The organism is Acetobacter senegalensis (genome assembly GCF_001580995.1).
GTDB lineage: Bacteria > Pseudomonadota > Alphaproteobacteria > Acetobacterales > Acetobacteraceae > Acetobacter > Acetobacter senegalensis.
The window spans coordinates 1-24,088 of sequence record NZ_LHZU01000148.1 but is presented as its reverse complement, the minus strand read 5'-3'; the positions used below and the strand labels follow the sequence as shown (position 1 = coordinate 24,088).

At 57.9% G+C, this 24,088-nt stretch carries 19 protein-coding genes; 11 read left to right on the top strand and 8 right to left on the bottom strand.

Annotation, left to right across the window (positions count from 1 at the left end; all coding sequences use genetic code 11):
* Positions 1-84: 84 nt before the first annotated feature.
* Both AD948_RS16530 and AD948_RS16525 read right to left on the bottom strand, forming a co-directional pair.
* On the bottom strand, positions 85-1,374 hold the full coding sequence (locus AD948_RS16530; protein ID WP_006558707.1) for a multidrug effflux MFS transporter: 1,290 nt from the start codon (positions 1,372-1,374) through the stop codon (positions 85-87).
* Positions 1,375-1,507: 133 nt separating this feature from the next.
* Positions 1,508-2,302: a TVP38/TMEM64 family protein gene (locus AD948_RS16525; RefSeq protein ID WP_231551738.1), complete on the bottom strand. Its 795-nt coding sequence runs from the start codon at positions 2,300-2,302 to the stop codon at positions 1,508-1,510.
* A 39-nt stretch (positions 2,303-2,341) separates the two neighbouring features.
* Between AD948_RS16525 and AD948_RS16520 the strand changes: the two genes are divergently transcribed.
* From AD948_RS16520 to AD948_RS16460, 11 genes are all read left to right on the top strand, one after another.
* On the top strand, positions 2,342-3,388 hold the full coding sequence (locus AD948_RS16520) for a COX15/CtaA family protein (RefSeq protein WP_156479086.1): 1,047 nt from the start codon (positions 2,342-2,344) through the stop codon (positions 3,386-3,388).
* A 320-nt stretch (positions 3,389-3,708) separates the two neighbouring features.
* On the top strand, positions 3,709-5,295 hold the full coding sequence (locus tag AD948_RS16515; protein ID WP_039904420.1) for a 2-isopropylmalate synthase: 1,587 nt from the start codon (positions 3,709-3,711) through the stop codon (positions 5,293-5,295).
* A 423-nt stretch (positions 5,296-5,718) separates the two neighbouring features.
* A complete protein-coding gene (locus AD948_RS16505; RefSeq protein ID WP_006558701.1) occupies positions 5,719-6,765 on the top strand; it encodes a rod shape-determining protein in 1,047 nt (348 codons plus the stop codon).
* Positions 6,766-6,937: 172 nt separating this feature from the next.
* A complete protein-coding gene (gene mreC / locus AD948_RS16500; protein ID WP_006558700.1) occupies positions 6,938-7,843 on the top strand; it encodes a rod shape-determining protein MreC in 906 nt (301 codons plus the stop codon).
* A 14-nt stretch (positions 7,844-7,857) separates the two neighbouring features.
* Positions 7,858-8,424, top strand: a complete 567-nt coding sequence (locus AD948_RS16495) for a rod shape-determining protein MreD (RefSeq protein WP_006558699.1) — start codon at positions 7,858-7,860, stop codon at positions 8,422-8,424.
* 19 nt (positions 8,425-8,443) lie between these two features.
* Complete coding sequence (gene mrdA, locus AD948_RS16490) at positions 8,444-10,363, top strand: penicillin-binding protein 2 (protein ID WP_006558698.1); 1,920 nt, start codon at positions 8,444-8,446, stop codon at positions 10,361-10,363.
* Between the two features lie 3 nt (positions 10,364-10,366).
* On the top strand, positions 10,367-11,524 hold the full coding sequence (gene rodA / locus AD948_RS16485; RefSeq protein ID WP_006558697.1) for a rod shape-determining protein RodA: 1,158 nt from the start codon (positions 10,367-10,369) through the stop codon (positions 11,522-11,524).
* Positions 11,525-11,816: 292 nt separating this feature from the next.
* Entirely contained in the window at positions 11,817-13,214 is a 1,398-nt protein-coding gene (locus AD948_RS16475; protein ID WP_058987649.1) for a sugar porter family MFS transporter, read from the top strand.
* Between the two features lie 264 nt (positions 13,215-13,478).
* Positions 13,479-14,660, top strand: coding sequence for an efflux RND transporter periplasmic adaptor subunit (locus AD948_RS16470; RefSeq protein ID WP_058989201.1), 1,182 nt, complete (start codon positions 13,479-13,481; stop codon positions 14,658-14,660).
* A gap of 5 nt (positions 14,661-14,665) precedes the next feature.
* On the top strand, positions 14,666-17,821 hold the full coding sequence (locus tag AD948_RS16465; protein WP_058987651.1) for an efflux RND transporter permease subunit: 3,156 nt from the start codon (positions 14,666-14,668) through the stop codon (positions 17,819-17,821).
* A 4-nt stretch (positions 17,822-17,825) separates the two neighbouring features.
* The gene (locus tag AD948_RS16460; RefSeq protein WP_045543623.1) at positions 17,826-19,370 is read left to right on the top strand and encodes an efflux transporter outer membrane subunit; all 1,545 of its coding nucleotides are present in this window, start codon (positions 17,826-17,828) and stop codon (positions 19,368-19,370) included.
* Positions 19,371-19,614: 244 nt separating this feature from the next.
* Here the strand turns inward: AD948_RS16460 and AD948_RS16455 are convergent, their stop codons facing one another.
* The 6 genes from AD948_RS16455 to AD948_RS16430 all read right to left on the bottom strand — a co-directional run.
* Positions 19,615-20,139: a GNAT family N-acetyltransferase gene (locus AD948_RS16455; protein ID WP_061472740.1), complete on the bottom strand. Its 525-nt coding sequence runs from the start codon at positions 20,137-20,139 to the stop codon at positions 19,615-19,617.
* Positions 20,140-20,222: 83 nt separating this feature from the next.
* Entirely contained in the window at positions 20,223-21,458 is a 1,236-nt protein-coding gene (locus AD948_RS16450) for a tetratricopeptide repeat protein (RefSeq protein WP_006560221.1), read from the bottom strand.
* 4 nt (positions 21,459-21,462) lie between these two features.
* Complete coding sequence (locus tag AD948_RS16445; protein WP_006560220.1) at positions 21,463-21,903, bottom strand: ExbD/TolR family protein; 441 nt, start codon at positions 21,901-21,903, stop codon at positions 21,463-21,465.
* Positions 21,904-22,025: 122 nt separating this feature from the next.
* A complete protein-coding gene (locus AD948_RS16440; RefSeq protein ID WP_039905872.1) occupies positions 22,026-22,451 on the bottom strand; it encodes an ExbD/TolR family protein in 426 nt (141 codons plus the stop codon).
* A 2-nt stretch (positions 22,452-22,453) separates the two neighbouring features.
* Positions 22,454-23,506, bottom strand: coding sequence for a MotA/TolQ/ExbB proton channel family protein (locus AD948_RS16435; RefSeq protein WP_081473658.1), 1,053 nt, complete (start codon positions 23,504-23,506; stop codon positions 22,454-22,456).
* Between the two features lie 90 nt (positions 23,507-23,596).
* Positions 23,597-24,088 (bottom strand): energy transducer TonB (locus AD948_RS16430; protein WP_061472739.1); only part of this gene is annotated, 492 nt, incomplete at its 5' end.

Sequence of the window (24,088 nt, the reverse complement as noted above, 5' to 3'; positions counted from 1 at the left end):
GGAAAATCAGGACTGTGCAAGCCTGACGCCATCCGTCAAGCGCCTAAGCCGCATAACGCCTGTCCACAAGGCGAAAAAAGTGCGTCAGCCTGCCCCGCTCTCCTGTGATTGTGGCTCTAATGCCTTGGGCCGCAGTGCACAGACAAACAACATCATGACCGTGCCAAAGAACATGCACCCCGCCATGGGAAGAGCGGATGTGGTTGGAAACATGCCCAGCAGCGCCCCGGCCAACGCGCCCATAACATATTGCATAGTGCCCGCCAGTGCCGCAGCCGCACCTGCAAGACTGGGATGGTCCGCCAGCGCGCCCATCATGGCGTTAGGGAAAATAATGCCTGTGGGGGCCAGTGTCAGCAGCATGGCCCCGATCATCAGCCACACCTGATCATGCCGCCATGCAGGGCCTGCATACCATTTCCCCCACGCTACAACCGCCACCAGCAGGGCTCCCCCCAGCAGGGAAACAATAACGGCCCCTTGCAGCAGACGTGCCGAATCGATCCGCCCCACCAGAATACCGTTCACCTGGGACGCGCCGATCATGAACACGGAGAACACCCCAAACAGCATGGAAAAATGCAGCGGCGAGAACCCGAAAATCTTGATGAACACGAAAGACGCCGCCGTGAGGTAGCTGAACTGCATGAACGTGGAAAAACCCGTCACCATGGCATGGGAGGTAAATCCCCGATCCCGCAACAGCGTGAGGTACCGTGTGACCAGCGTGACGGGAGAGAGCGCAACCCGTTTCTGGAACGGCAGCGTTTCCGGCAGCAGGAACAGAACGCACAGCACGCAGATGGCCCCATAGGCAGCAGACGCCCAGAAAATCACCCGCCAGGACGCCACGGCAACCACCAGCCCCCCAAGCATGGGGGCAAGAATGGGTACCACACCCATCACCATCACCAGCCGGGAGAGCATTTTGGCGCCTGCATTCCGGTCTGGCACCATATCCCGCACGCACGCCGTGGGGATAACCAGACTGGCAGACGCACCGAGAGAGGCCACAAACCGCGCGATGGAGAATGTCAGGATATCCGGCGCGAAGGCACACACAGCAGATGCGACCGTATAGATCAGATTGCCAATCAGCATGGGCATGCGGCGGCCGTAGCGGTCAGACAAAGGTCCAACACTCAACTGCCCGATGGCCAGCCCCACAAACCAGATGGACAATGTCATCTGCACATTGCCGGCATCGGTATGGAAGGTATCCTCCATCGCCGGGAAAGCGGGCAGATAGATATCTGTGGAGATCGGGCCGACGGCTGTTAGAAACCCCAGCAGCAATGGCACCCAGCCAGGCACCCCCTGCGGAAAGACAGCCGATTGGGAAACAGATTCTCGCGAGACGGAGGCAGAAGCCATCTGCGGCGCTCCAGAAAACAAACAGAAAGGATGGAAAGAAAGAAAAGGAACCAGCCCAAAAGAAACAGGCAGAAAAACGAAACACAGAGCTGCGTCACGCTGGATGACGCCTTACCGGACAGGAAAAACGCCCTCAGGCGTTCCCTTCCGAAGGGTCCTGCTTATCAGGCATCAGCCGTGCAATACGGGCCTTGCGCCATAACCACATGCCAAACAGGGCGGAAACGCCAAACAGCCCCCCGCCAAGCACACCTTGCCACACAGCGTCAACCCGGATGCCAGACCCCAACAGCACCGCCACAAGGTTCTGCGGCAGCCCCCCCAGCACCGTAGCGGCCACAAAAGGCAGAAGCTTCATGCCCGAAACACCCCCCAGAAGGTTCAGCAGTAACGCAGACCCAACCGGAAGCAGCCGTAAGGTAAGAATGCTCAAAAATGGCTGCTGGCTGAGCATGGCGTCCATCCGCGCAAACCGCGCCCCCAGTCTGGCGCGCGCCCAGGCCTGACCGCCCCAGCGCGCCCAGAGGAATCCGGCCACACATCCAAGGGTGGAAGCAAGTGTTATCATCACCGTGCCTTCTCCCACGCCGTAGGCAAGCCCGGCGGCAAAGCCCGCAACCTGCCGGGGCAGGCCAAAGGCACACCACAGGGACGCTCCGCCCACAAACACCATACGCCCCCACACGCCGTCCTGCAGTAAGGCAGTGCTATCCAGCATATGCCGCAGGGCAGGTATGTTGCGAAGAAGCAACGCTCCCGCCACCAACAGCCCCAACATCAGCAAGGGCCGCAGAAACCGCGCGGCAGAGCTGGAGGCCGAAGAGGAAGTGGAGCGATCAGGCTGGTCCATCCGTGCGGCGGTACCATCTTCTTGCCCATGGCCGCAAGCACAGTCTAAATCCTTGGCATCTGATGCAACAGCGCGCAAAAGGCCGCCATGTCCTCTTCCCTTCCGCGTCATGCCGACATGGCGCCTCATCACCGTCGTCTGATTTCCAACTGGCTGTTTGTCCTGTGCTTCATGCTGCTGGGCATGATCGCCATTGGCGGTGTCACGCGCCTGACAGGCTCTGGTCTGTCCATCATGGACTGGCAGCCTGTCAGCGGCATTATTCCCCCTCTCTCCCACGCTGAATGGGAGCGGCTGTTCGCGCTGTATAAAACCATTCCGCAATATCATCTTCAACATGAAGGATTCGGGCTGGAAGGGTTCCAGAAAATTTTCTGGGCTGAGTGGATTCACCGCTTCTGGGGCCGCCTGATGGGCCTGGTGCTATTTGTGCCGCTGGTATGGTTCACCATTCGCGGCATGATTACCCGCAAACTGGCGCTGCGACTGTTCCTTTTCTTTATTCTCGGTGCGCTACAGGGGGCCATTGGCTGGTTCATGGTCGCTTCCGGCTTCCGGCCAGACAGCACAGCCGTGGAACCTGTGCGGCTGGTGCTCCATCTAAGCGCGGCTTTGGCCCTTTATCTGGCTGTTCTATGGACCGCGTTTTCCATCCGCTGGCCCCAGCCGCAGACCGTTCCCGCCACACCGGTTGCACACCGCACCAAAAGGCTGGTCTGGGCGGCTCTGTGCCTGATCTGCATCACCATTATAGCGGGGGGCTTTACGGCAGGCACCCACGCCGGGTTCGTGTTCAACACCTTCCCGCTGATGGACGGCCACCTTATTCCACAGGATTATGCGCGTCTGACTCCCTTCTGGCTGAACTGGGTGGACAACAAGGCCGCCATTCAGTTTGACCACCGCCTACTGGCAACCCTGACAGCCCTGACCATTGGATGCGTGCTGCTGGTTGGCCTACGCACCCGCGGCCTTGGCGCCAAGGCCCATAATGCACTGATGCTGCTGGGCTGGGCCGTGCTTATTCAGTACGCGCTGGGGGTTACCACCCTGCTGCTGGTTGTGCCGGTCTGGGCCGGGGCAGTGCACCAGACCTTTGCCGCCGTGCTGCTGGGTGTGATGCTGTATGTGCTGCACAACCTTCGGGGTGTCAGCACCCGCTGAGGCCGGAGGGAAAACCGGATGCTCTCTCCCATCTTCTCGCCACAGAATGGTTGCTTTTAGGCTCTGAAACTGTATGGTGCGCGCCATGAATTCCGTCTGGTTCACGTCCGAGTCTCTGCGGCGCGCCGAAATGGCGCGAGCGGGCGGCGTGGCCCTGCGTCTGGACCTTCTCCTTCGACTAATCAGCCCCTGAGCGATCCCGGCGGCTCCGTGCCGTCACGCTTAGGGGGCGAGTGAACGAGTTTCCGCATAAGTGCGGCACAAGCGGCGCTGACCCGCGCCAGAAACCAGACCAGACTGATATCTTAAGGACATTCTCCATGTCAGCCAGCCACACCATTACCCATCCCTCCTTTGGCCAGATGAGCGCCGACCGGGTTATCATTTTTGATACCACCCTGCGCGATGGCGAGCAGTCCCCAGGTTTTTCCATGAACCTGACGGAAAAACTGCGGATGGCCGAGGCTCTGGCCACTCTGGGCGTGGACGTGATTGAAGCGGGTTTTCCCGTTGCGTCCAAAGGGGATTTTGAATCCGTTCACCAGATTGCAAAAAACACCAACGGCCCGGTAATCTGTGCTCTGGCCCGCACAGGCGGCGCCAAGGACATTGCCGCGGCAGGTGAGGCGCTGGCCCCTGCGAAACGCAAGCGTATCCATAACTTCATTTCCACGTCTCCGCTGCACATGAAATACAAGCTGCGGATGGAACCTGAAACGGTTCTGGACCTGATCACCACCGGTAACACGGCAGCCCGCAACCTGACGGATGATGTGGAATGGTCAGCCGAAGATGGCTCCCGCACCGAGCCAGACTTCCTGTGCCGCTGCGTGGAAGCCGCCATTAAGGCCGGTGCCACCACCATCAACATTCCAGACACCGTAGGCTATGCCACGCCGGAAGACATGGAACGCATCTTCTCCATGCTGCGGGAGCGGGTGCCGGGTGCTGAGCGCGTAATTTTCTCCGCCCATAACCATAATGATCTGGGGCTGGCCGTCGCCAACACGCTGGCTTCTGTCCGGGGTGGAGCACGCCAGATTGAATGCACCATCAACGGTATTGGCGAACGTGCCGGTAACGCTGCGCTGGAAGAAATTGTCATGGCCATGCGCACCCGGCATGACCAGTACCCCTTCACCACCGGCATTAACACGCCCGGTCTGCTGAAGGTCTCTCGCATGCTGGCCACCATCACCAGCTTTGACGTGCAGCCCAACAAGGCCATTGTCGGCCGCAACGCCTTTGCGCATGAAAGTGGTATCCATCAGGATGGCGTGCTGAAAAACGCCGCCACCTATGAAATCATGACCCCCGAAAGCGTGGGCTGGAGTCGGTCTTCTCTGGTCATGGGCAAACATTCCGGCCGCGCCGCGTTCCGCGACAAGCTGAAAGCGCTGGGTTATGGCGATCTGGAAGACAGCAAGCTGAACGATGCTTTCTCCCGCTTCAAGGATCTGGCTGACCGTAAGAAGGTTGTGTACGACGAAGACATCGTTGCGCTGGTAGATGATGAAGTGCGCGATCACGACCACATCCGCTTTGGCGCGCTGAGCCTGGCCTCCCAGTCCGGCAAGCCTTCTGAAGCGGAACTGACCCTGCATGTGGATGGCAAGACAGTGGCCGCACAGGCTTCTGGCAACGGGCCGGTGGATGCCGCCTTCAACGCCCTGCGCACCGCTTTCCCGCATGAAGCTCGGCTGGCCCTGTTCTCCGTCGGTGCAGTAACGGAAGGCACAGACGCACAGGCCCGCACCACCGTACGGCTGGAAGAAGACGGCAAGATGGTGGATGGTCAGGGCGCGGATGCCGATACCGTTGTTTCTGCCGTGCGCGCCTATGTGCATGCGCTGAACAAGCTGCTGGTCAAGCGTACCCGCGCTGAACCCGAAGCTCTGACGGCCTGATATTTCCTTCCCTCTTTTTCGTGCCCGGATTCAGGAAACGGAAAAGAGGGGGATGCTTTATCCGCATTGCTTTTCGCGGAGAGAAGTTTTGCAAGGCCAGTCAGAAGGGATCAACTGGAATGGACTGGCCGTTTTTCTTGGAGCTGAAACGATTGATACTGAGATCCGGTGCTGTCAATCGGAACCAGAAACAAACGTATTCAGCGACCAAGAGGTCTATCAGCCTGACGTGAAAGAGTTTTCAAACGGCATCTCAGACCAGCAGAAGACTCTTTCCTCATAGTTTCTCGCGCAAAGGTCTTGTCTGGCTGGTTGCGCATGGGTAATCCCTGCCCCACATATCAACGCGATCTTTCCGGGTAATTTGTAACGGCTCACACTCAGAGAGATCGCTCGGCGCCGCCTTCAAGCCAGGAGTCCTGGATGTTTTCTCGTCTGCTCGGTCTCATGTCTGCTGACATGGCAATTGACCTGGGTACTGCCAACACCCTTGTCTATGTCAAAGGACGCGGGATTGTTCTCAATGAGCCATCTGTTGTGGCCATTGCCGAGGTACGAGGCAAAAAACAGCTTCTGGCGGTAGGGGAGGAAGCCAAACTGATGGTTGGCCGAACCCCCGGCAACATTACGGCCATCCGCCCCATGCGGGACGGGGTCATTGCAGATTTTGATGTTGCGGAAGAAATGATCAAGCATTTCATTCGCAAGGTTCATAACCGCCGCGCCTTTACCAGCCCGCAGATTATTGTGTGCGTGCCCTCCGGCTCCACCGCCGTTGAACGCCGCGCCATTCAGGAAAGCGCTGAAAGTGCCGGTGCTCGCCGGGTCTTCCTGATTGAGGAACCTATGGCCGCCGCCATTGGCGCGGGTCTGCCAGTAACCGAGCCTTCTGGCAGCATGATTGTGGATATTGGCGGTGGCACGACCGAGGTAGCCGTGATCTCTCTGGGTGGCATTGTCTATGCCCGCTCCGTGCGCGTTGGCGGGGACAAGATGGATGAAGCCATCATCTCCTACATTCGCCGCGCCCATAATCTGCTGATTGGGGAAAGCTCGGCAGAACGTATCAAGATCAAGCTGGGCTCCGCCATGATGCCGGATGATCCGGAAGACCCCGGCCCGTGGCTGGATGTGAAAGGCCGGGATCTGATCAATGGGGTGCCGCGTGAAGTGCAGGTTTCCCAGGCCCAGATTGCCGAAAGCCTGATTGAACCTGTCAGCCAGATTGTGGACGCTGTCACCACCGCGCTGGAAAACACACCGCCCGAACTGGCGGCTGATATTGTGGACAAGGGCATTGTGCTGACAGGCGGCGGTGCGCTGCTTTACCGCCTGAGCGATGTGCTGCGTCTTTCCACCGGCCTGCCGGTCACGGTTGGGGAAGATCCTCTTTCCTGCGTGGCGCTGGGCACGGGCCGGGCGCTGGAGGAAATGAAACGCCTGCGCAATGTGCTGACCACCATGTATTGATGGTATCCGGTTTCATCACGCAGACCACCACGCCATCCTCACGGAAAAGGAATGGCGATCACCCGTCAGCCTGACTGACAGAAGAGGATGCATCACGGTTCATGTGGGGTCAGTTCACACACGCCCTGAACGGACAAGGCGGGGCGAAACCCCTGCGTGAGGCCGTACACGCATGATTCCGGTTTCCATTCAGGTTCGGCAGGCTCTTGGCAAGCTGGTGCTGCCGCTGCTGCTGCTGCTGTCCATTGGCGTGATTATTGGCGCACAGGCGGACAAACCCCTGGCAGACAGGGCACGCATGTATGTGGCTGATGCGCTGGCCCCCCTGTGGTCCCTGATGAGCGGCACACAGGAGCATGTGCTGACCATGACGGAAAACCTGCGCGAAGCCGGACGCCTTGCCAGAGAAAACGCCCGCCTGAAAACAGAAAATGAAAATCTGCGCCGGTGGTATGATGTGGCCGTCTCCCTCACGCGGGAAAATGACTCCCTCAAGACCGCCCTGCATTGGATTCCCGAACCTGCTCCCGCTTTTGTGACCGGACGCGTAGTGGCGGATAGCGGAGGAATTTATGCCCGTGCCGTGCTGCTGGTGGCGGGCACCGAAAGTGGCGTGCAGGTTGGCAATGTGGCGCTGGCCGCCAACGGGCTTGCGGGCCGCGTAACGGAAACAGGGGCGCATTCCGCCCGAATCCTGTTGATTACAGATATTGCCAGCCGCCTGCCGGTTATGCTGGAAGCCAGCCATGCTCCTGCTATAATGGTAGGTGATAACTCACCTATGCCGAGATTGATGTATTACGCGCAGGACACCCGACCCATTGAAGGCGAACGTGTTGTCACCAGCGATCAGGCCGGGGCCTTTCCTGCGGGGTTGCCCATTGGCACGGTACATTACGTCAGCCCCGGCAGGCCTGTTGTTGCTCCCTTTGCCCAACTGGATCATCTCACGCTGCTGCGGGTCTTCAACTTCGGGCGTGCGCAGATTGAACCCCCGGAAGCACCGGGCCACGTTCCCCTGACTCCACAGAAAAAATCACTGGAACTGCCGCTCAAAAGCCTGCTGGGTCAGGGTTAAGGACAGCGCACGCCATGATGCCTGATCCTTCCATGTCTTCATGGGAACCGGAAATCCAGCCCCGGCAGACCCTGTGGCAGCGGCTTGATAGCGGCTTGCGGCACCTGCTGCCCTCACTGTTCATTGCGCTGGCCATTATTGTCTTCTCAGCCCCCATCCCCTTGCCGGGATCGGCTGAACTGCTGCCCGCCATCGTGATCGCCACCGTATTTTTCTGGTCCTTCTGGCGGCCCTCCGGCATGCCGAGTCTGGCGGTGTTTGTGCTGGGCCTGTTCATGGATCTGGTGGGGTTTGCGCCGTTAGGGGTCAGCGCCTTTATTCTGCTGCTGGTGCACGGAGTCGCGTTCTATGCGCGCTTTGGTCTCATGCGGCTGCATTTTCTGCTGGTGTGGGCTGTGTTCAGCCTTCTGGCCACGGCCGCCTGCATGCTGCAATGGGGGCTGGCCTGCCTGTTCAGGCTTCATATGCTGGACATGGCCCCCGCTTTGTTTGAATCTTTCCTGTGCATAGGGGTTTATCCCCCTCTTTCCGCCCTGTTCTCCTGGGTTTTCCGTATGCTTGATGATGAGGAAGACGCCTGATGCCAGCAGGAGAACCATCATGCGGTTGAGGCGTCGCAGGCGGGAAAACCAGCGCCTGATGCCCATCAAGAACCAGAAGGACCCGGCACGCGGCGTTTTTACACGCCGTGCGCTGCTGTTCATGGCTGTGCAAACGGGTACGCTGGGGGTTCTGGCTCACAAACTCTACCAGCTTCAGGTCAAGGATGGAGACCGCTACGCCCGCATGGCCGCCAGCAACCGGGTCAGCAAGCGGTATCTGGCACCACCGCGTGGCCGTATTGTGGACCGCTATGGCATTGCGCTGGCCAACAACAAAGAAAACTGGCGCGCCCTGATCCTGCCGGAAGAAACCACAGATGTGGCAGGCACCATAGAACGGTTCTCCACCATTATTCCGCTGGATGAACGGGACCGCGCCCGCATAGCCCGTGAAATGCGCCATCAGCGGCGGTTTGTGCCCGTCATGCTGCGGGACTTCCTCTCCTGGGATGAAATGGCGCGGATTGAGCTGAATGCGCCCTCTCTGCCCGGCGTTCTGATTGATGTGGGCACCCGCCGCGTTTATCCGGAAGGGGAACTGCTGGCCCACATCATCGGTTATGTCGCGCCCCCCAATGAGCGCGATGTGGCTCACTCTGCCCTGCTGGCCCTTCCCGGTATGCGGGTTGGGCGCTCTGGCATTGAGCAAAGTCAGGACGAAAAGCTGCGTGGCACGGCAGGGTCCGTAGAAATGGAGGTCAACTCAGTTGGCCGCGTCATGTCCGAACTCAACCGGATAGAAGGCGCGCCCGGCACGGAGATCGGGCTGACCATTGACCGCGGCCTGCAACAGAAAGTGCTGGGCCGCATTGGAGAACAGACGGCGTCTGCCGTGGTGATGGACTGCCGCAATGGCGAGGTGCTGGCCATGGTCAGCACACCCTCCTTTGATCCTTCCCTGTTTGATAGCGGCGTCAGCCATGCGCAGTGGATTGAATGGACCAATAACGAACGCACGCCCCTGATCAACAAGACCGTGGCGGGCGTGTATCCTCCCGGCTCCACCTTCAAGCCCGCCGTCGCCATGGCCGGTTTGCAGTCCGGCCTGTTTTCTCCATCCGACCGGATATTCTGCCCCGGTCATCTGGATGTTGGCGGAACCCGCTTTCACTGCTGGTCGCGCTGGGGGCATGGGTCCATAGACCTGCATCAGGCCCTGAAATATTCCTGTGACGTCTATTTCTATGAAATGGCCCGCCGCATAGGCATGGACCGGATTGCTGATACAGCCCACCAGTTCGGGCTTGGCACAACGCTGGACATTGAACTGCCCCACACCCGCACCGGCCTTATTCCCACCCCCACGTGGCGGCAGGCACACCACCACCACTGGAATGGCGGGGATACCATTGTCAGTGGCATCGGGCAGGGGTTTGTGCAGGTTACACCGCTGCAACTGGCCACCTACACCTCCCGACTGGCAACGGGGCGCAGTGTGCAGCCCCATCTGGTGCGCGCCTTGAACAGTGAAGTCGGGCCGCAAGCCACGGCAGACCATTGGCCAGAGCTGAACATGCCGGAGAAATACCTCACGGCCCTGCGCAGTGGCATGTTTGCTGTTGTGAATGAACAGCACGGCACGGCCCCCAAGGCGCGGCTTTCCCTGCCCGGCGTGACCATGGCGGGCAAGACGGGTTCCGCGCAGGTGCGGCGGGTGTCTCGCGCCCTGCGCGAAAGTGGTCACTTCAATTCCGCCAACCTGCCCTGGGAATATCGGCCGCACGCGCTGTTCATCTGCTTTGCGCCGTACGATAACCCTCAATATGCAGTTTCTGTGGTGATCGAGCACGGAAACGCCGGGGCTGATGCAGCAGCACCTCTGGCGCGAGACATCATGACCGACACCCTGATGCGTGACCCGGTCAACCATGTCACCCCTCCGCCCGAAAGCGTGGCAGATGCGGGCGATATCGAATAAGCCATGAAGTTCCACAAACGCCTTTTGCGGGCAGAACCGAGTTTTCGGCTCCTCTCCAAGCTATGGCGCATCAGTTGGCTATATGTGCTGCTGATCTGCACTCTGGCGGGTGTGGGTTATATTACTCTGTATTCGGCAGGCGGTGGTACCCCTTACCCCTTCGCCGCCCCGCAAGCTGCCCGCTTTGCCGTTGGGCTTGTGCTCATGATCACGGTTGCCATGCTGCCACCCAAAATACTGGTGCGCATATCATGGCCGCTTTACCTGCTCTCCATCACGCTGCTGGTGGCCGTGTTGCATATGGGCCATGTGGGCAAAGGGGCCGAGCGCTGGCTGATGATCGGCGGTTTGCAGGTGCAGCCTTCTGAATACGCCAAAGTGGCGTTGGTACTGGCTTTGGCCTCGTGGTTTTACCGCATCAGTTACGCCCGCATGGGCAACCCCCTGTGGCTGTTACCGCCTGCCTTCATGGTGTTGTTGCCAGTTGTGCTGGTTCTGAAAGAGCCCAATCTGGGCACAGCCACCATTATTGGCGGCATTGGCGCGGCCATGTTCTTTGCCGCCGGAATGCGCCTGTGGCTGATTGTGCTGCTGCTTCTGCCCGTGCCCTACATGGCCAAATTTGCCTACGCACACCTGCATGATTATCAGCGCGCCCGCATAACCACCTTCCTGAACCCGGAAAGCGACCCGCTGGGTGCCGGATACAACATCATCCAGTCCAAGATTGCGCTTGGTTCAGGTGGTATGTGGGGCCAGGGCTATCTGCATGGATCACAAGGGCAGCTCAACTTCCTGCCCGAAAAACAGACCGACTTCATTTTCACCATGATTGCCGAAGAATGGGGGTATGTGGGGGCCATTACGGTCATTGGTCTGCTGCTGGTGCTCATTCTGGGGGGCATGCTGATGGCCATCCGCAGCCGCAACCGTTTCGGGCGGCTGGTTGCGCTGGGTATCAGCATGAACTTCTTCCTCTACTGCCTTGTAAACCTTTCCATGGTCATGGGGGCCATTCCGGTTGGGGGCGTGCCTCTGCCACTAGTGTCTTATGGTGGGTCCGCCATGCTGAACGTGATGCTGGGGTTTGGCCTGCTGCTTTCCACCTGGGTGCACCGCGATTCCCGCTTTGGCGAAAGCGAAGACGAGGAAACGACCTGAAACAGCGGCGTTAAAAGCCTGATGTGAAGAGCGAAAAGCCTGACGCCCAACCTTCAGACACAGCAAACCCGCCAGCGCATTCTCACGGCTTTTTAAGCAGCCGCTCTGATTTGTATCCAGTTTGCCATTTTCTCCTCACGCTGGGTCAGGAAGTAATATATTTCCGCTACATGATGTGGCATGAAAACGAAAATGAAGCAGAAAACCGCCATTTCCAGTTTACCCCCGGATTTTACGGTCCATAGCCTCTTCAAATAAAAAACAAAATTATCAAAGGGCTTTTTCATATATCATGCCACAGATCAGTAACCCTTCAGAAAATACTGATACATCCTCTCAATTCCGCACCATTATCATAGGAATACTTGCCGCTACGGGCGGTCTTATGTCCGGGCTTGATATCGGTGTGATCTCCGGTGCGCTGGATTTTGTGTCTGACGCCTTCCATGCCTCCACCTTTGCGCAGGAATGGATTGTCAGCGCCATGATGGCTGGGGCTGCTGTTGGGGCTGTGCTTGCCGGATGGCTGGCCAAGATTACGGGCCGCAAATGGGCTTTGGTAATGGGGGGCGTGATTTTCATTATCGGCTCGCTGGGCTGCGCTTTGGCATGGTCTGTGGCCAGCATGATCTGGGGGCGCGCCATGATGGGACTGGCCATTGGCATTGCGGCCTTTACCTCCCCTCTCTACCTGTCTGAAATTGCCAGTGAGAACACCCGTGGAGCCATGATCTCCACCTACCAGCTCATGATTACCGTTGGCATTTTCATGGCGTTCATCAGCGATACGCTTCTCAGCTACCATGCCCAGTGGCGTTGGATGTTCGGGATGATTGCCATCCCCGGTGTGTTGTTTGTGGTGGGTGTGCTGTTCCTGCCCTACAGCCCCCGCTGGCTGATGATGCAGGGCCGCCGGGAAGAAGCGCTGGCTGTTCTGAAAGACCTGCGCCCCACTGCGCATGAAGCCCATGCCGAAATCCGCGCCATTGATGAACAACTCAAACAGCGGCAGGGCGGGTTTGGCCTCTTATGGGAAAACGCCAATTTTCGGCGCTCCATTCTGCTTGGCGTCATGCTTCAGGCCATGCAGCAGTTCGCCGGTATTAACGTGGTGATGTATTACGCCCCCAAAATCTTTGCCATGGCAGGGTTTGTGGGCACCGCCCAGATGTGGTGCACAGCCATGATCGGCTTTGTAAACGTGCTGGCCACTCTTGCCGCCATCGGGCTGGTGGACCGCTGGGGTCGCAAACCGATTCTGTATTGCGGGTTTTCCATCATGACTGTCTCCATGGCAGCGCTGGCCGTGCTCAACCATGTGGGCATGGAAAGCGATGGCGCAAAAATTCTGTGTGTTTTCCTCATCATGATCTTTATCGTGGCACACGCCATGTCCGCCGGGCCGCTCATGTGGGTTCTGTGTTCTGAAATTCAGCCGATCAAAGGGCGTGACCTGGGGATTACCCTTTCCACCCTGACCAACTGGATTTCCAACATGATTGTGGGGGCATCCTTCCTCAGCCTTCTTGGGTGGCTGGGCGGCGCAAAAACCTTTGGCCTGATTGCCTTGCTGAACGGCCTGTTCCTTGTTCTGACAAAAGTGTTCGTGCCCGAAACCAAAGGCATTTCTCTGGAAGTGATTGAACAGAATCTCATGGCCGGAAAAAAACTGAGAGAAATCGGGCGGTAAGCGGATTTTACCCGCTACCGCACACCGCCAGACACACTTGCTCTCTTGACTAGATATGGGGTGGCTTTTAGCCTACGCGGGAAAAGGTAACAAACAGTACTGTTTTTCCCATCTTCTCTCCCATTATCCGGTTCGCACGCTGACACTCTCCCGTATCTTCCCCACAGGCGGTCATCCCTTCCGCCTGTGCTTCTGCTTAAAGAAGGGTGTCGGCGTGCTTCTTTCTTGTTGGTTTTTTCAAAGGCAGGATACGCCAGCGTGACAATGCACTCCATTCCCTTACGCCGTTTTCTGGTATCGGCTGTCGCTCTGCTGGCCCTGGCAGGCTGTAACCGCAAAGCCCCCGCGCCAAAGCTCCCTCCCCAGACGGTCAGTGTTATAACCCTTCACCCACAGGCTGTGACCATCCATACCAGCCTGCCGGGCCGCACGGATGCATTTGAAATTGCTCAGGTGCGCCCGCAGGTAACAGGCGTTATCCAGAAACGCCTGTTCACGGAAGGGGCTGATGTAAAAGCAGGCCAGCAGCTCTATCAGATTGATCCCTCCCGTTATCAGGCCGCGTATGACACGGCACGCGGCCAGTTGGCTGAAGCCGAAGCGGCTGAAGTCACAGCACGCGCCAAACTTGAACGCTACCGCTCTCTGGTGAAGGCGCATGCGGTCAGCAGCCAGGAATATGATGATGCTCTTGCTGCGGAAAAGCAGGCACAGGGTCAGATTCTCAGCGCCAAAGGGCAGGTGGAAAGTGCCGAGGTCAATCTTGGTTATACCAAGATGTACGCACCCATTTCCGGCCGGATCAGCCGTACGCTCATCACGGTTGGTGCGCTTGTTACCGCCAATCAGACAGACAACACTGCCATTGTCACGCGTCTGGACCCCATTTATGTGGACGTTAACCTGCCTGCCATCACCCTTTTGCGGTTGAAGCGGGAGATGGCACAGGGCCGTATCGAGCGCCAGCCGAATGGTGAAGTGCCCGTGACCCTCACGCTGGAAGATGGCTCCACCTACGAACACGTGGGCCGCATGGCTCTTTCTGAAGTAAACGTGGACACCTCCACGGCCTCTGTTGTGGTCCGTGCCATCATGCCCAACCCGGATAAAATGCTGCTGCCGGGCATGTATGTTCATGCGCAACTGGAAGAAGGTTCTGACCCCAACAGTCTTCTGGTGCCCCAGCAGGCCGTAAGCCACAACACCCACGGCGATGCGCAGGTATGGGTCATCAAGCCCGATGACACCGCTGAACTGCGACAGATCCAGATTGGTCAGGCAGTTGGCGACAACTGGCTTGTAACCGGTGGCCTGAAAGATGGTGAGCGTGTGGTGACTGTTGGCGTGCAGAAAGTGAAGCCGGGCGCCAAGGTCAAGCCTGAAGAAGCCACCACGCCTCCGGCAGCGTCCTCCCCAGACGCCGCCAGCCAGAACAAGGGCCAGTAAGACTCATGTCCCTGTCGCGCTTTTTCATTGATAGACCCATTTTTGCGTGGGTCATCAGTCTCATCATCATGCTGGTTGGCGGGCTGTCCATCTTCCGGCTGCCCATTGCCCAGTATCCCAGCATCGCGCCACCCCAGATCGCCATTTCCGTCACCTACCCTGGTGCCTCAGCGGATACGGTGAACGATACGGTTGTGCGCCCCATCCTTCAGCAGATGTTCGGGCTGGACCATCTGGAATATATTTCCGCGCAGTCTTACGCCTCTGGCCAGATGGAAATTGACCTGACCTTCGCACAGGGTACCAACCCGGACATTGCGCAGGTGCAGGTGCAGAACAAGCTCCAGCTTGCTCAGCCCAAACTGCCAACGGAAGTCACGGCTCAGGGCCTCAGCATCACCAAAGCCGTCAAGAACTTCATGATGGTTCTGGCCTTCATTTCCACTGATGGCAGCATGAGCGGCGCGGATATTGCCGATTATGTGGCCTCCAACATTTCTGACCCCCTCAGCCGTGTAACGGGCGTGGGTGATCACACGCTGTTCGGGTCCGAATACGCCATGCGCATCTGGATGGACCCCGGCAAACTGTTCAGCTACGGGCTGACGGTGAGGGATGTTCAGGCAGCCATTCAGAACCAGAACATCCAGATTTCCTCTGGTGAACTGGGCGGTCTTCCGGCCAGCAAGGGTATCCGGCTGGATGCCACCATTATCGGCCCGACGCGACTGACCTCACCGGAAGAGTTTCGCAAGATCATCCTGAAAGTTCAGCCAGACGGCTCTCAGGTGCGTATCAGTGATATTGCGAAGGTTGAACTGGGCCCACAGACCTACAACACCAACTCCTTCTACAACAACATGCCGGCCTCCGGCATGGCGCTGAAGCTCGCCCCCGGCGCAAACCAGATTTCAACCGAAGCCGCAGTGCGCGCGCAGATCACCCAGTTGGAAAAGTTTTTCCCGCCGGGTCTGAAAACCGTTTACCCGCTGGATACGCAGCCCTTTATTACGCTTTCCATTGAAGAAGTGGTCATCACGCTGCTGGAAGCCATTGGGCTTGTGTTCCTGGTGATGCTGATCTTCCTGCAGAATTTCCGGGCCACGCTTATTCCCACCATTGCGGTGCCTGTTGTGCTGCTGGGTACGTTCGGTCTGCTGGAACTGTTTGGCTATTCCATCAACACCCTGACCATGCTGGCCATGGTGCTGGCCGTTGGCCTGCTGGTGGATGACGCCATTGTGGTGGTGGAAAACGTGGAACGTGTGATGACGGAGAAAAACCTTTCTCCGGTTGAAGCCTCCCGCGTCTCCATGGATGAAATCTCGGGCGCTCTGGTGGGCATCGTTCTGGTGCTCAGCGCCGTCTTCCTGCCCATGGCGGCCTTCTCCGGTTCCGTGGGTGTGATCTACCGGCAGTTCTCTGTCACCATTGTTGCAGCCATGTGGCTTTCTGTTCTGGTGGCCATGGTGCTCACGCCAGCCCTGTGCGCCACCATGCTCAAACCCGGCACGCATGAAAAAACCAAAGGCCCGGCGGGATGGTTCAATCGCTATTTCCATAAGCTGACCAATGGCTATCTGCGCGGGGTGCAGTTCCTGATCAGCCGGATGGCACTTTCCCTCATCGGGTTTGCGCTGATCACCGGTCTGGCGGTCTTCCTGTTCATGAAGCTGCCATCAGGGTTCCTGCCGGATGAAGATCAGGGGCTTATTTTTGGTCAGGTCACCATGCCGCCCAATACGCCCATGGAACAGACGGCGGCCATGAACCATGAAATTGCGGATTACATCCTCAAGACTGAAGGCAATCTGGTTGAATCCGTCTATTCTATGAACGGCTTCAACTTTGCCGGGCAGGGCCAGAACTCAGGGGCGTTCTTCATCCGCCTGAAAGACTGGAAGCTGCGCACGGGCGCCGGGCAGACGTCTGCCGCCATTGCCAACCGCATCATGATGCATTTCTGGTTCAACCCGAAAGCGCAGATCTTTGCCATCAACCCGCCTGCGGTGCTGGAACTGGGCAATGCCACCGGCTTTGACCTTGAACTGGAAGACCGTGGACATCTGGGCCACCAGAAACTGCTGGACGCCCGGAACATGGTGTTGGGCCTGGCGGCTCAGGACAAGCGCCTGATGGCCGTGCGCCCGAACGGCATGGAAGATGCCTCCCAGTATCATCTGGACATTGACCGTGAAAAAGCCAATGCGCTGGGCATTACCATTGATGATATCAACAGCACCATTGAAGGGGCTCTGGGGTCCATCTACGTCAACCAGTTCACGCGGAATGACCGTGTAAAACAGGTCTATATTCAGGGCGTGCCCGAAGCCCGCATGCTGCCTGATGACCTGAATAAATGGTATATTCGTAACGCGCTGAACACGCTTACCCCGCTGAACGCCTTTATCAGTGGCCACTGGATTGTGGGACCGCAGAAGGTTGAGAACTACAACGGCCTGAACGCCTTTGAAATTCTCGGCCAGCCCGCTGCCGGTTACAGTTCGGGGGATTCCATTGCGGCCATTCAGGACATCCTGAAAAAGCTGCCCACCGGCATCGGGTATGAATGGACCGGCCTTTCTTTTGAACAGATTGCGTCCGGTTCCTCCACCGGCCCGCTCTATGCTCTGGCGGCCGTGGTCATTCTGCTGTGCCTTGCGGCCCTGTATGAAAGCTGGGCCATTCCGCTGGCGGTTATTCTGGTGGTGCCTCTGGGCGTGCTGGGGGCCATTGCCGCCACCCTGCTGCGCGGTATGGATAACGACGTCTACTTCCAGGTCGGGCTGCTGACCACTGTGGGGCTGGCCGTGAAAAACGCCATCCTGATTGTGGAATTTGCAAAGGCTGGCTTTGAACAGGGTCATACTCTTGAAGAAGCTGTTCTGACCGCCGCACGGGAACGCCTGCGTCCCATTCTGATGACCTCCATCGCCTTTGTGGTGGGTGTGTTCCCGCTGGCCATTGCCTCTGGCGCTGGCTCGGCCTCCCGTATTGCCATCGGCACGGCCGTGGTGGGCGGTATGGGCACGGCAACCCTGCTGGCTGTCTATTTTGTGCCGGTCTTTTTTGTCGGGGTTCTGCGCCTCTTCCGTGTCAGACGCATCAGCGAACGACAGGAACAGCCCTCACCCGCCTCCAACGCTATCGGAAGCGAATAAACGCATGTCCGCATTTTCTTCCTCTCCGCGTCCGCTCCGCTTCCGCGCCCTGTCCCTCGCTTTGGCGACAGGCGTGCTTTCGGGGTGCACCATGATCCCCAAATACAAACGGCCAGCCCCCCCGCTGGCCACCACCTGGCCTGCTTACCAGAATACGGGCAACCCCAAGCTGCAACAGGCGGCGTATGATATCGGTTGGAATGATTTCTTCACCGACCCACGCCTGAAGGCGCTCATTGCAATCGCCATTCGTGAAAACCGCGATCTGCGTGTAGCTGCCGCCAATATTGCCGAAGCACAGGGCCAGTACGACGTTCAGCACGCTGGCCTGTTCCCTACCATCAGCGCATCCGGCGGGCCGATGTATCAGGCTCCATCCGATGCCGCAGGGCTGAGCTTTGCGCCGGGGCTGGGGTCAGAAAGTTCTGAAAAATCCGGCATGAGTCTGGCGCGTGATCCGTTCCGTTATTATCAGGGTGGAATCGGGTTTTCTTCCTACGAGATTGACCTGTTCGGCCGTATCCGCAGCCTGACGCGGGAATCTGCTGAAAAAGCATTGTCCGAACAGGCCAACCTGCGGGGCATGTTGATCAGTATCGTCTCGCAGGTGGCAACAGCCTATGTCACCTGGCTGGGAGACAAGGAAACGCTGGCCGTGGCGGACAATACGCTGACCACGCAGCAGGAAACGCTCAACCTGACGCGCGAAAAATACAACCATGGTGAAGCCAACCTGCTGACCGTGCGGCAAGCGGAAACACAGGTGCAGCAGAGCGCTGCGCTGCGCGCTGATTCCCGCCGCAAGGTGGCGCAGGATGAAAACCTGATCACGCTACTGATTGGCGCCCCTATTCCCGCCAACCTGCCACCTCCACAACCTTTGGGGCAGCAAACCATTCTGGCCGATCTGCCCGCAGGTGTGCCGTCTGATCTGCTGACTCGTCGGCCGGACATTGTGGGAGCAGAGCACGATCTGCTGGCGGCGCAGGCGGATATTGGCGCGGCACGGGCTGCCTTCTTCCCGCGCCTGACGCTTACCGCCAATGATGGTATTTCCAGCCTTCAGTTCCATCAGCTTTTCACATCTGCCGCCACAACATGGGGCCTTAATCCGCAACTTCAGATCCCGCTCTGGACATGGGGCATGAACAGCGGAAACCTGAAAGCGTCCAAGGCGCGGCGGGATGGGAAAATCGCCTCCTATGAGAAAACCGTGCAGTCTGCCTTCAGGGAAGTGGCAGATGCTCTCGCTGCCCGAGAAGCCTATCTGGATGAGAAAAAACAGGTGGATGATCTGGTCACATCCTCTGCTGATGCCTTCCGGCTGGCCAAGATGCGCTATGATGCGGGAACGGACTCCTACCTCACCACACTGGACTCTCAGCGTTCCTACCTGCAGGCCCAGCAGGTCCAGATCATGGTTGCCGTCTCCAACTACCAGAATCTGATTACCATCTACCGGGCGTTAGGTGGAGGATGGAAGGAACACACCCTTCCTCCAAAATCCCCTGTCCCTGTTGCGCGCCAGCCTGTCTCTCAGACAGGCTGAGTATCTACACAGAGGAAGTAACCCGTTCCTCTCATCAGTGATCCCGTTCAAGGATCATGGGAGGAACGGAAAATCAGGCGGCATCGTGAAGCCCTGTTAAAATGTCAGTTCTGCAGGTCCTGTGGAGCCGTGGAGCCGTGGAGCCGTGGAGCCGTGGAGCCGTGGATAAAGTGCTCGTGCCTGTCTGCCAAAACAACCCGGAAACAGCCGAAACAACGGGCGGCGAAACCTTTTTCGGCTATTTTTACAGCACCATGACCATTGCGCACCGTGAACCGGGAGGGAGGCCAGAGGCTTCTTCCTGCCGCATTTTTCCGGCCAGATGGCTTTCGTGCTCGGGCAGCACTTCTCTGAACCCAAGCCTCTCATAAAATGGTGCGTTCCACGGAACGGAGCGAAATGTGGTGAGCGTAACGCGAGCCATGCCATGCGCCCGTGCGTAATCACACGCTTCCCGAAGCAAAGCGCGCCCAAGCCCGGCCCCCTGTGCCCGCGCTTCTACCGACACCTCAACAATATGAAGGTCCCGCTCATTCAGTTCTGCGCTTAAAAAGCCACAGGGTGTATCTGCGCTATCTACCGCAACCCAACAAAGCTCTTGTTCAATATGGGCTTGGTGATCAGCCTCTGACAGGCTCGGCTCATCTTCCGCCAGAAAAGCGAGGGCCGGGATACGCCGAAAAACCTGCGCTGCGGACCGTTCAATAGCGGGTAATTTCGGCGCATCATCCTGCCGAGCCAGCCTAACCGTAAAAACAGTAACCTCCATATTTTTCTAAACCCCGAGAAAATGCAGACACAAAAAAAGGCCGTCTGAGACGACCTTTTCCTGCAACTTATGCACCTGCGCTTTTACTTTTTAGCGGCAACCGGAGCCGGAGAAAGTTTCAGCACCCAAAGCTGCGCAATATCATGGGCACCGGTTTCACCCTCCACGGTTTTCAACGTGGCAATAGCAGCATCTTTCTTGCCAGCCTGCATCTGAGCCAGACCAAGGTGCAGACGTGCAATATTCACATCTGAAACACCTTTGGTAATAGCCTGCTGCATCAGATCCAAGCCTTTATCGGCCTGCCCGAAGGTGACGTAGTTGTATCCAACGTTCAGCAGATCATCACCGGTCTTGGCCTTGAGGGCCGCGGCTTCATCCGCAGCGATAGAGGCTTTCTTGTCCGCTACCGTCTTTTCAACCAGAGCTTTCAGGCGAGCCTGACGCGGTGCTTCTGCACCCTGCCCCAGCACATTGGCTTTGTAACCGTCATTCATCAGGTCCAGCGCCAACTGCGGCATGCCATTCTGCATGGCAATTTCCGTCATTTCCATGAAATCACGGGACTGGGTAACATTCCCTGCGGCCAGACGGATGCGATACACATCAAGCTGAAGAGTGGGCGGAATTTTTGCATTCACGATCAGTTCGTGCAGCAGAAGATCCCAGTATTCCTTTTTGGGGTAATACGTGGCCAGCAGGACATAAGCATGCGTGCTGGTGGTGGAATCCTTCATGGCAGAGGCACTGGCAGCCAGCATCTGCAACTGGGATTCGGCCGGGGCCTTCTTGGCTTTGACTTCCGCGTCAATCTGTTCCTTCAGCACCCGTACCGTGTTCGGGTAATCTTTCTGAAGGTAATAGGACTGTGCCAGAAGCGTGCCCATGGTAGCGTTGGGGCCAGCTTCCTTCTGGTAGCGTTCAATGGCCTTTACCGCACGCGGGTAATCCTTGGCATTATACGCCATGGTGGCCTCAGACATCAGCATCTGATGCTTGGTGTCCTTGGGCGTACGGGGGGAGGCAATCAGCTTGTCATACGCTGCCGTTGCGGCATCCACATTCCCAGCCTGCGTGGCCACTGCGGCCCGCATCTGGTTAATGGTGTAGGAGTCATAGTCACTCTTGCTTTTTACAGCATCCGCCGCATCTACCGCCGCCATGGCCTTGGGGTAGTTGTGGGCCGCAAGCGCGCTTTGCGCCTGCATGAGTGCCTTGCCTACATCCGGTCCCAGTGTGTCGGCTGCATGAGCCAAGGGCTGGGCAAACGCGAATGCCACGCTGGCAAACAGCGAGATGCGTAAAAGATGGGAAGACATTAAATTACTGTCCTTCTGCAAACTGCTCTTGCCCGACAATACCAAGCTTGGTTACGCCAAGCCGCTGGGCATCAGCCATAACATGCACCACCGTTTTGTAATCCGCCAGACGGTTTGGCTGCAGATGGACTTCTGGCTGCTGATCAGCTGGACCACTTGCGGCTTCACGCAGATGGGCCTGAAGATCATCTTCCCCGGAAAGGGGCTGGCCATTCCATGTAATCGTGTTGTCGAAATCAACGGCAAGCGTCACCACCGGCGTTTCCTGCGTTGAAGGCGGCGGGTTACCTTGCGGCAGATCGATGGAAACGGCCTGGGTCTGCAACGGGATTGTAATGATAAGCATGATCAGCAGAACCAGCATCACGTCGATCAACGGCGTGGTGTTGATATCGACAATGCCTTCGTCTTCCGTCGTGCTTTCCGATCCGACATTCATGCCCATGGGCTGTCACTCTCTTACAAACTCTGGTTCCGCGACACGGTCCGAACCCAGACGGACGCAGAATAAAAGGGCAGATGCTCCGTTACCTCCCAATAAAGAGGTAACGGAATTTTCTGGTGTGATCAGCCGTCTTTCGGCTTCTCGGTAATAAAGTCGATATGCGCAATACCGGCTTCCTGACAGGCAGCTATCAGCTTGCCCACAGATTCGTAACGGGACTTCATATCCCCACGGATCTGGATCTGCGGCTGGGGCTGCATGACGGCAATCTTTTCCAGACGGGCCATAAGATCGGCCCGTCCTTTAAGTGGCGTTTCGTCCCAGTATGCCTGTCCGTTATCCGTCACTGCAAGCACGACATTCCCGTTTTTGGTCTGTGTCGGCTGGTTAAGATCCTTCGGCAAATTGACTTTTACCGTGTGGGTTGCAACCGGAATTGTGATCAGAAAGATGATCAGCAACACCAGCATGACATCAACGAGGGGCGTCGTGTTGATCGCAGATACGACGTCGTCTTCGCCCCCGCTGTCTCCGACAGACATACCCATGATTAGCCTACCCGGTTAGAGACGGTGGAAGTCGTGGGGGAGTTATCAGGACGCACAGCAATCGGTTCTACTGCGGAGCCATGACGCACACCGCCGATGAGGATGGACTGAAGATCAGCCGCGAAGTCACGCACGCTGTCCATGGCCCCTTTGTTACGACGCACCAGAAGGTTGTAACCCAGCACGGCCGGAACAGCGGTAGCCAGACCGATAGCCGTCATGATCAGGGATTCACCAACCGGACCAGCAACCTTGTCGATGGAAGCCTGACCGGCAATGCCGATGGCTGTCAGAGCGTGATAGATACCCCAAACCGTACCAAACAGACCAATGAACGGAGAGGTGGAACCAACCGTCCCCAGGAAGGCAAGGCCTTTCTGCAGGCTGTTCTGGATGTTGTTCACGGAACGCTGGATGGACATGGAGGTCCAGCTGTTCAGATCGATGGATTCCTGCATCGTCCCTTCATGGTGTTCAGCAGCAACAATGCCGGTGTCAGCAATGTAGCGGAACGGAGACGTTGCACTCAGAGCGGCAGCACCTTCCTGAATGGAGCTTTTGGTCCAGAAGTTTTTGGTAGCTTCCTTGGCAGCGCCAAACAGACGAGCCTGTTCGATAAACTTGGTGATCATGATAAACCAGGTGCCCAGGGACATGAACAGCATGATCAGCAGAACACCACGGGCAATGATGTCACCGTTGGACCAAAGAGCACCCAGACCGTAGGGGTTGGCTTCTTCTTTGGTGTCAGCCGCCGGCGGTGCAGCAGGCGTATCTGTTGCAGGGGCCGGAGCCGGTGCCTCAGCTGACGGCGCAGCAGGACCTTCTGCAGGCGCAGAGGCATCAGGCGTAGGAGCAGCAGGAGCTGCACTGTCGGTCGGGGCGGCAGGAGAAGCCGCTTCCGGAGCAGGTGCAGCAGGGGTTGTCGTGGAATCTGTTGCGGAAGGAGCAGAAGCATCCTGAGCCAGCGCCAGAACCGGTGTCGCCGTGCCCAGCATGATCGCAAGAGCCGGAACTGCGAGACCCGACACTGGAAGACGAGACAGTCTGATCATGTACCTTAAAATCCTTATCTTATGCGGCCTGGCGTCGGCACCCTTCCGGCGCCAGGCAGTTATCTCCAGTAATTCGGCTAAATGCCGGGATCAGTCATCCAGTCTGAACCTGATCACATACACCTTGTGAAGCTCCTTGACGGGCTGGCCGTTCTTTGTTGCCGGGCGATAACGTGCTTTGTGCACGTAATCGAGAGCGGCCTGAGCAAAAGACTGGCCCCCCTGCACGGACTGAACGGAACAGTTGCTTGTCATACCCGTGGTTTCCACATCACACGCAACGGTCACACGGCCTTCAATGTTCTCTTCTTCCATATCCGGCGGATAAACCGGCCGGGCATTGTTCAACGGCGACGTACCTGCCGTCGTATCCGGTGAATCAGACGGTGCCGCCTTAGATGCAGGTTCGGTTACAGGCGGAGCCGGCGACGTAGTGGTCTGCGGCGGCGAAGGATGCTTGGGCGGCGTACGCGAAACATGCTTGATCGGCGGGTTCGGCGGCGGCGGCAGCTGAATCTTCGGCGGCGGAATATACGGCGGCGGCGGAACCGCCATGGTCGGCGGCGGCGGCGGCGGTGGTGG

Bases quoted from the DNA above. Each gene is read 5' to 3' on its own strand.
- AD948_RS16530 (WP_006558707.1), bottom strand. From the start codon at position 1,374: ATGGCTTCTGCCTCCGTCTCGCGAGAATCTGTTTCCCAATCGGCTGTC.
- AD948_RS16435 (WP_081473658.1), bottom strand. From the start codon at position 23,506: ATGATCAGACTGTCTCGTCTTCCAGTGTCGGGTCTCGCAGTTCCGGCT.
- rodA (WP_006558697.1), top strand. From the start codon at position 10,367: ATGAAGTTCCACAAACGCCTTTTGCGGGCAGAACCGAGTTTTCGGCTC.
- AD948_RS16505 (WP_006558701.1), top strand. From the start codon at position 5,719: ATGTTTTCTCGTCTGCTCGGTCTCATGTCTGCTGACATGGCAATTGAC.
- AD948_RS16460 (WP_045543623.1), top strand. From the start codon at position 17,826: ATGTCCGCATTTTCTTCCTCTCCGCGTCCGCTCCGCTTCCGCGCCCTG.
- AD948_RS16450 (WP_006560221.1), bottom strand. From the start codon at position 21,458: ATGTCTTCCCATCTTTTACGCATCTCGCTGTTTGCCAGCGTGGCATTC.
- AD948_RS16465 (WP_058987651.1), top strand. From the start codon at position 14,666: ATGTCCCTGTCGCGCTTTTTCATTGATAGACCCATTTTTGCGTGGGTC.
- AD948_RS16515 (WP_039904420.1), top strand. From the start codon at position 3,709: ATGTCAGCCAGCCACACCATTACCCATCCCTCCTTTGGCCAGATGAGC.
- AD948_RS16520 (WP_156479086.1), top strand. From the start codon at position 2,342: ATGGCGCCTCATCACCGTCGTCTGATTTCCAACTGGCTGTTTGTCCTG.
- mreC (WP_006558700.1), top strand. From the start codon at position 6,938: ATGATTCCGGTTTCCATTCAGGTTCGGCAGGCTCTTGGCAAGCTGGTG.
- AD948_RS16445 (WP_006560220.1), bottom strand. From the start codon at position 21,903: ATGGGCATGAATGTCGGATCGGAAAGCACGACGGAAGACGAAGGCATT.
- AD948_RS16440 (WP_039905872.1), bottom strand. From the start codon at position 22,451: ATGGGTATGTCTGTCGGAGACAGCGGGGGCGAAGACGACGTCGTATCT.
- AD948_RS16475 (WP_058987649.1), top strand. From the start codon at position 11,817: ATGCCACAGATCAGTAACCCTTCAGAAAATACTGATACATCCTCTCAA.
- AD948_RS16495 (WP_006558699.1), top strand. From the start codon at position 7,858: ATGATGCCTGATCCTTCCATGTCTTCATGGGAACCGGAAATCCAGCCC.
- mrdA (WP_006558698.1), top strand. From the start codon at position 8,444: ATGCGGTTGAGGCGTCGCAGGCGGGAAAACCAGCGCCTGATGCCCATC.
- AD948_RS16455 (WP_061472740.1), bottom strand. From the start codon at position 20,139: ATGGAGGTTACTGTTTTTACGGTTAGGCTGGCTCGGCAGGATGATGCG.
- AD948_RS16470 (WP_058989201.1), top strand. From the start codon at position 13,479: ATGCACTCCATTCCCTTACGCCGTTTTCTGGTATCGGCTGTCGCTCTG.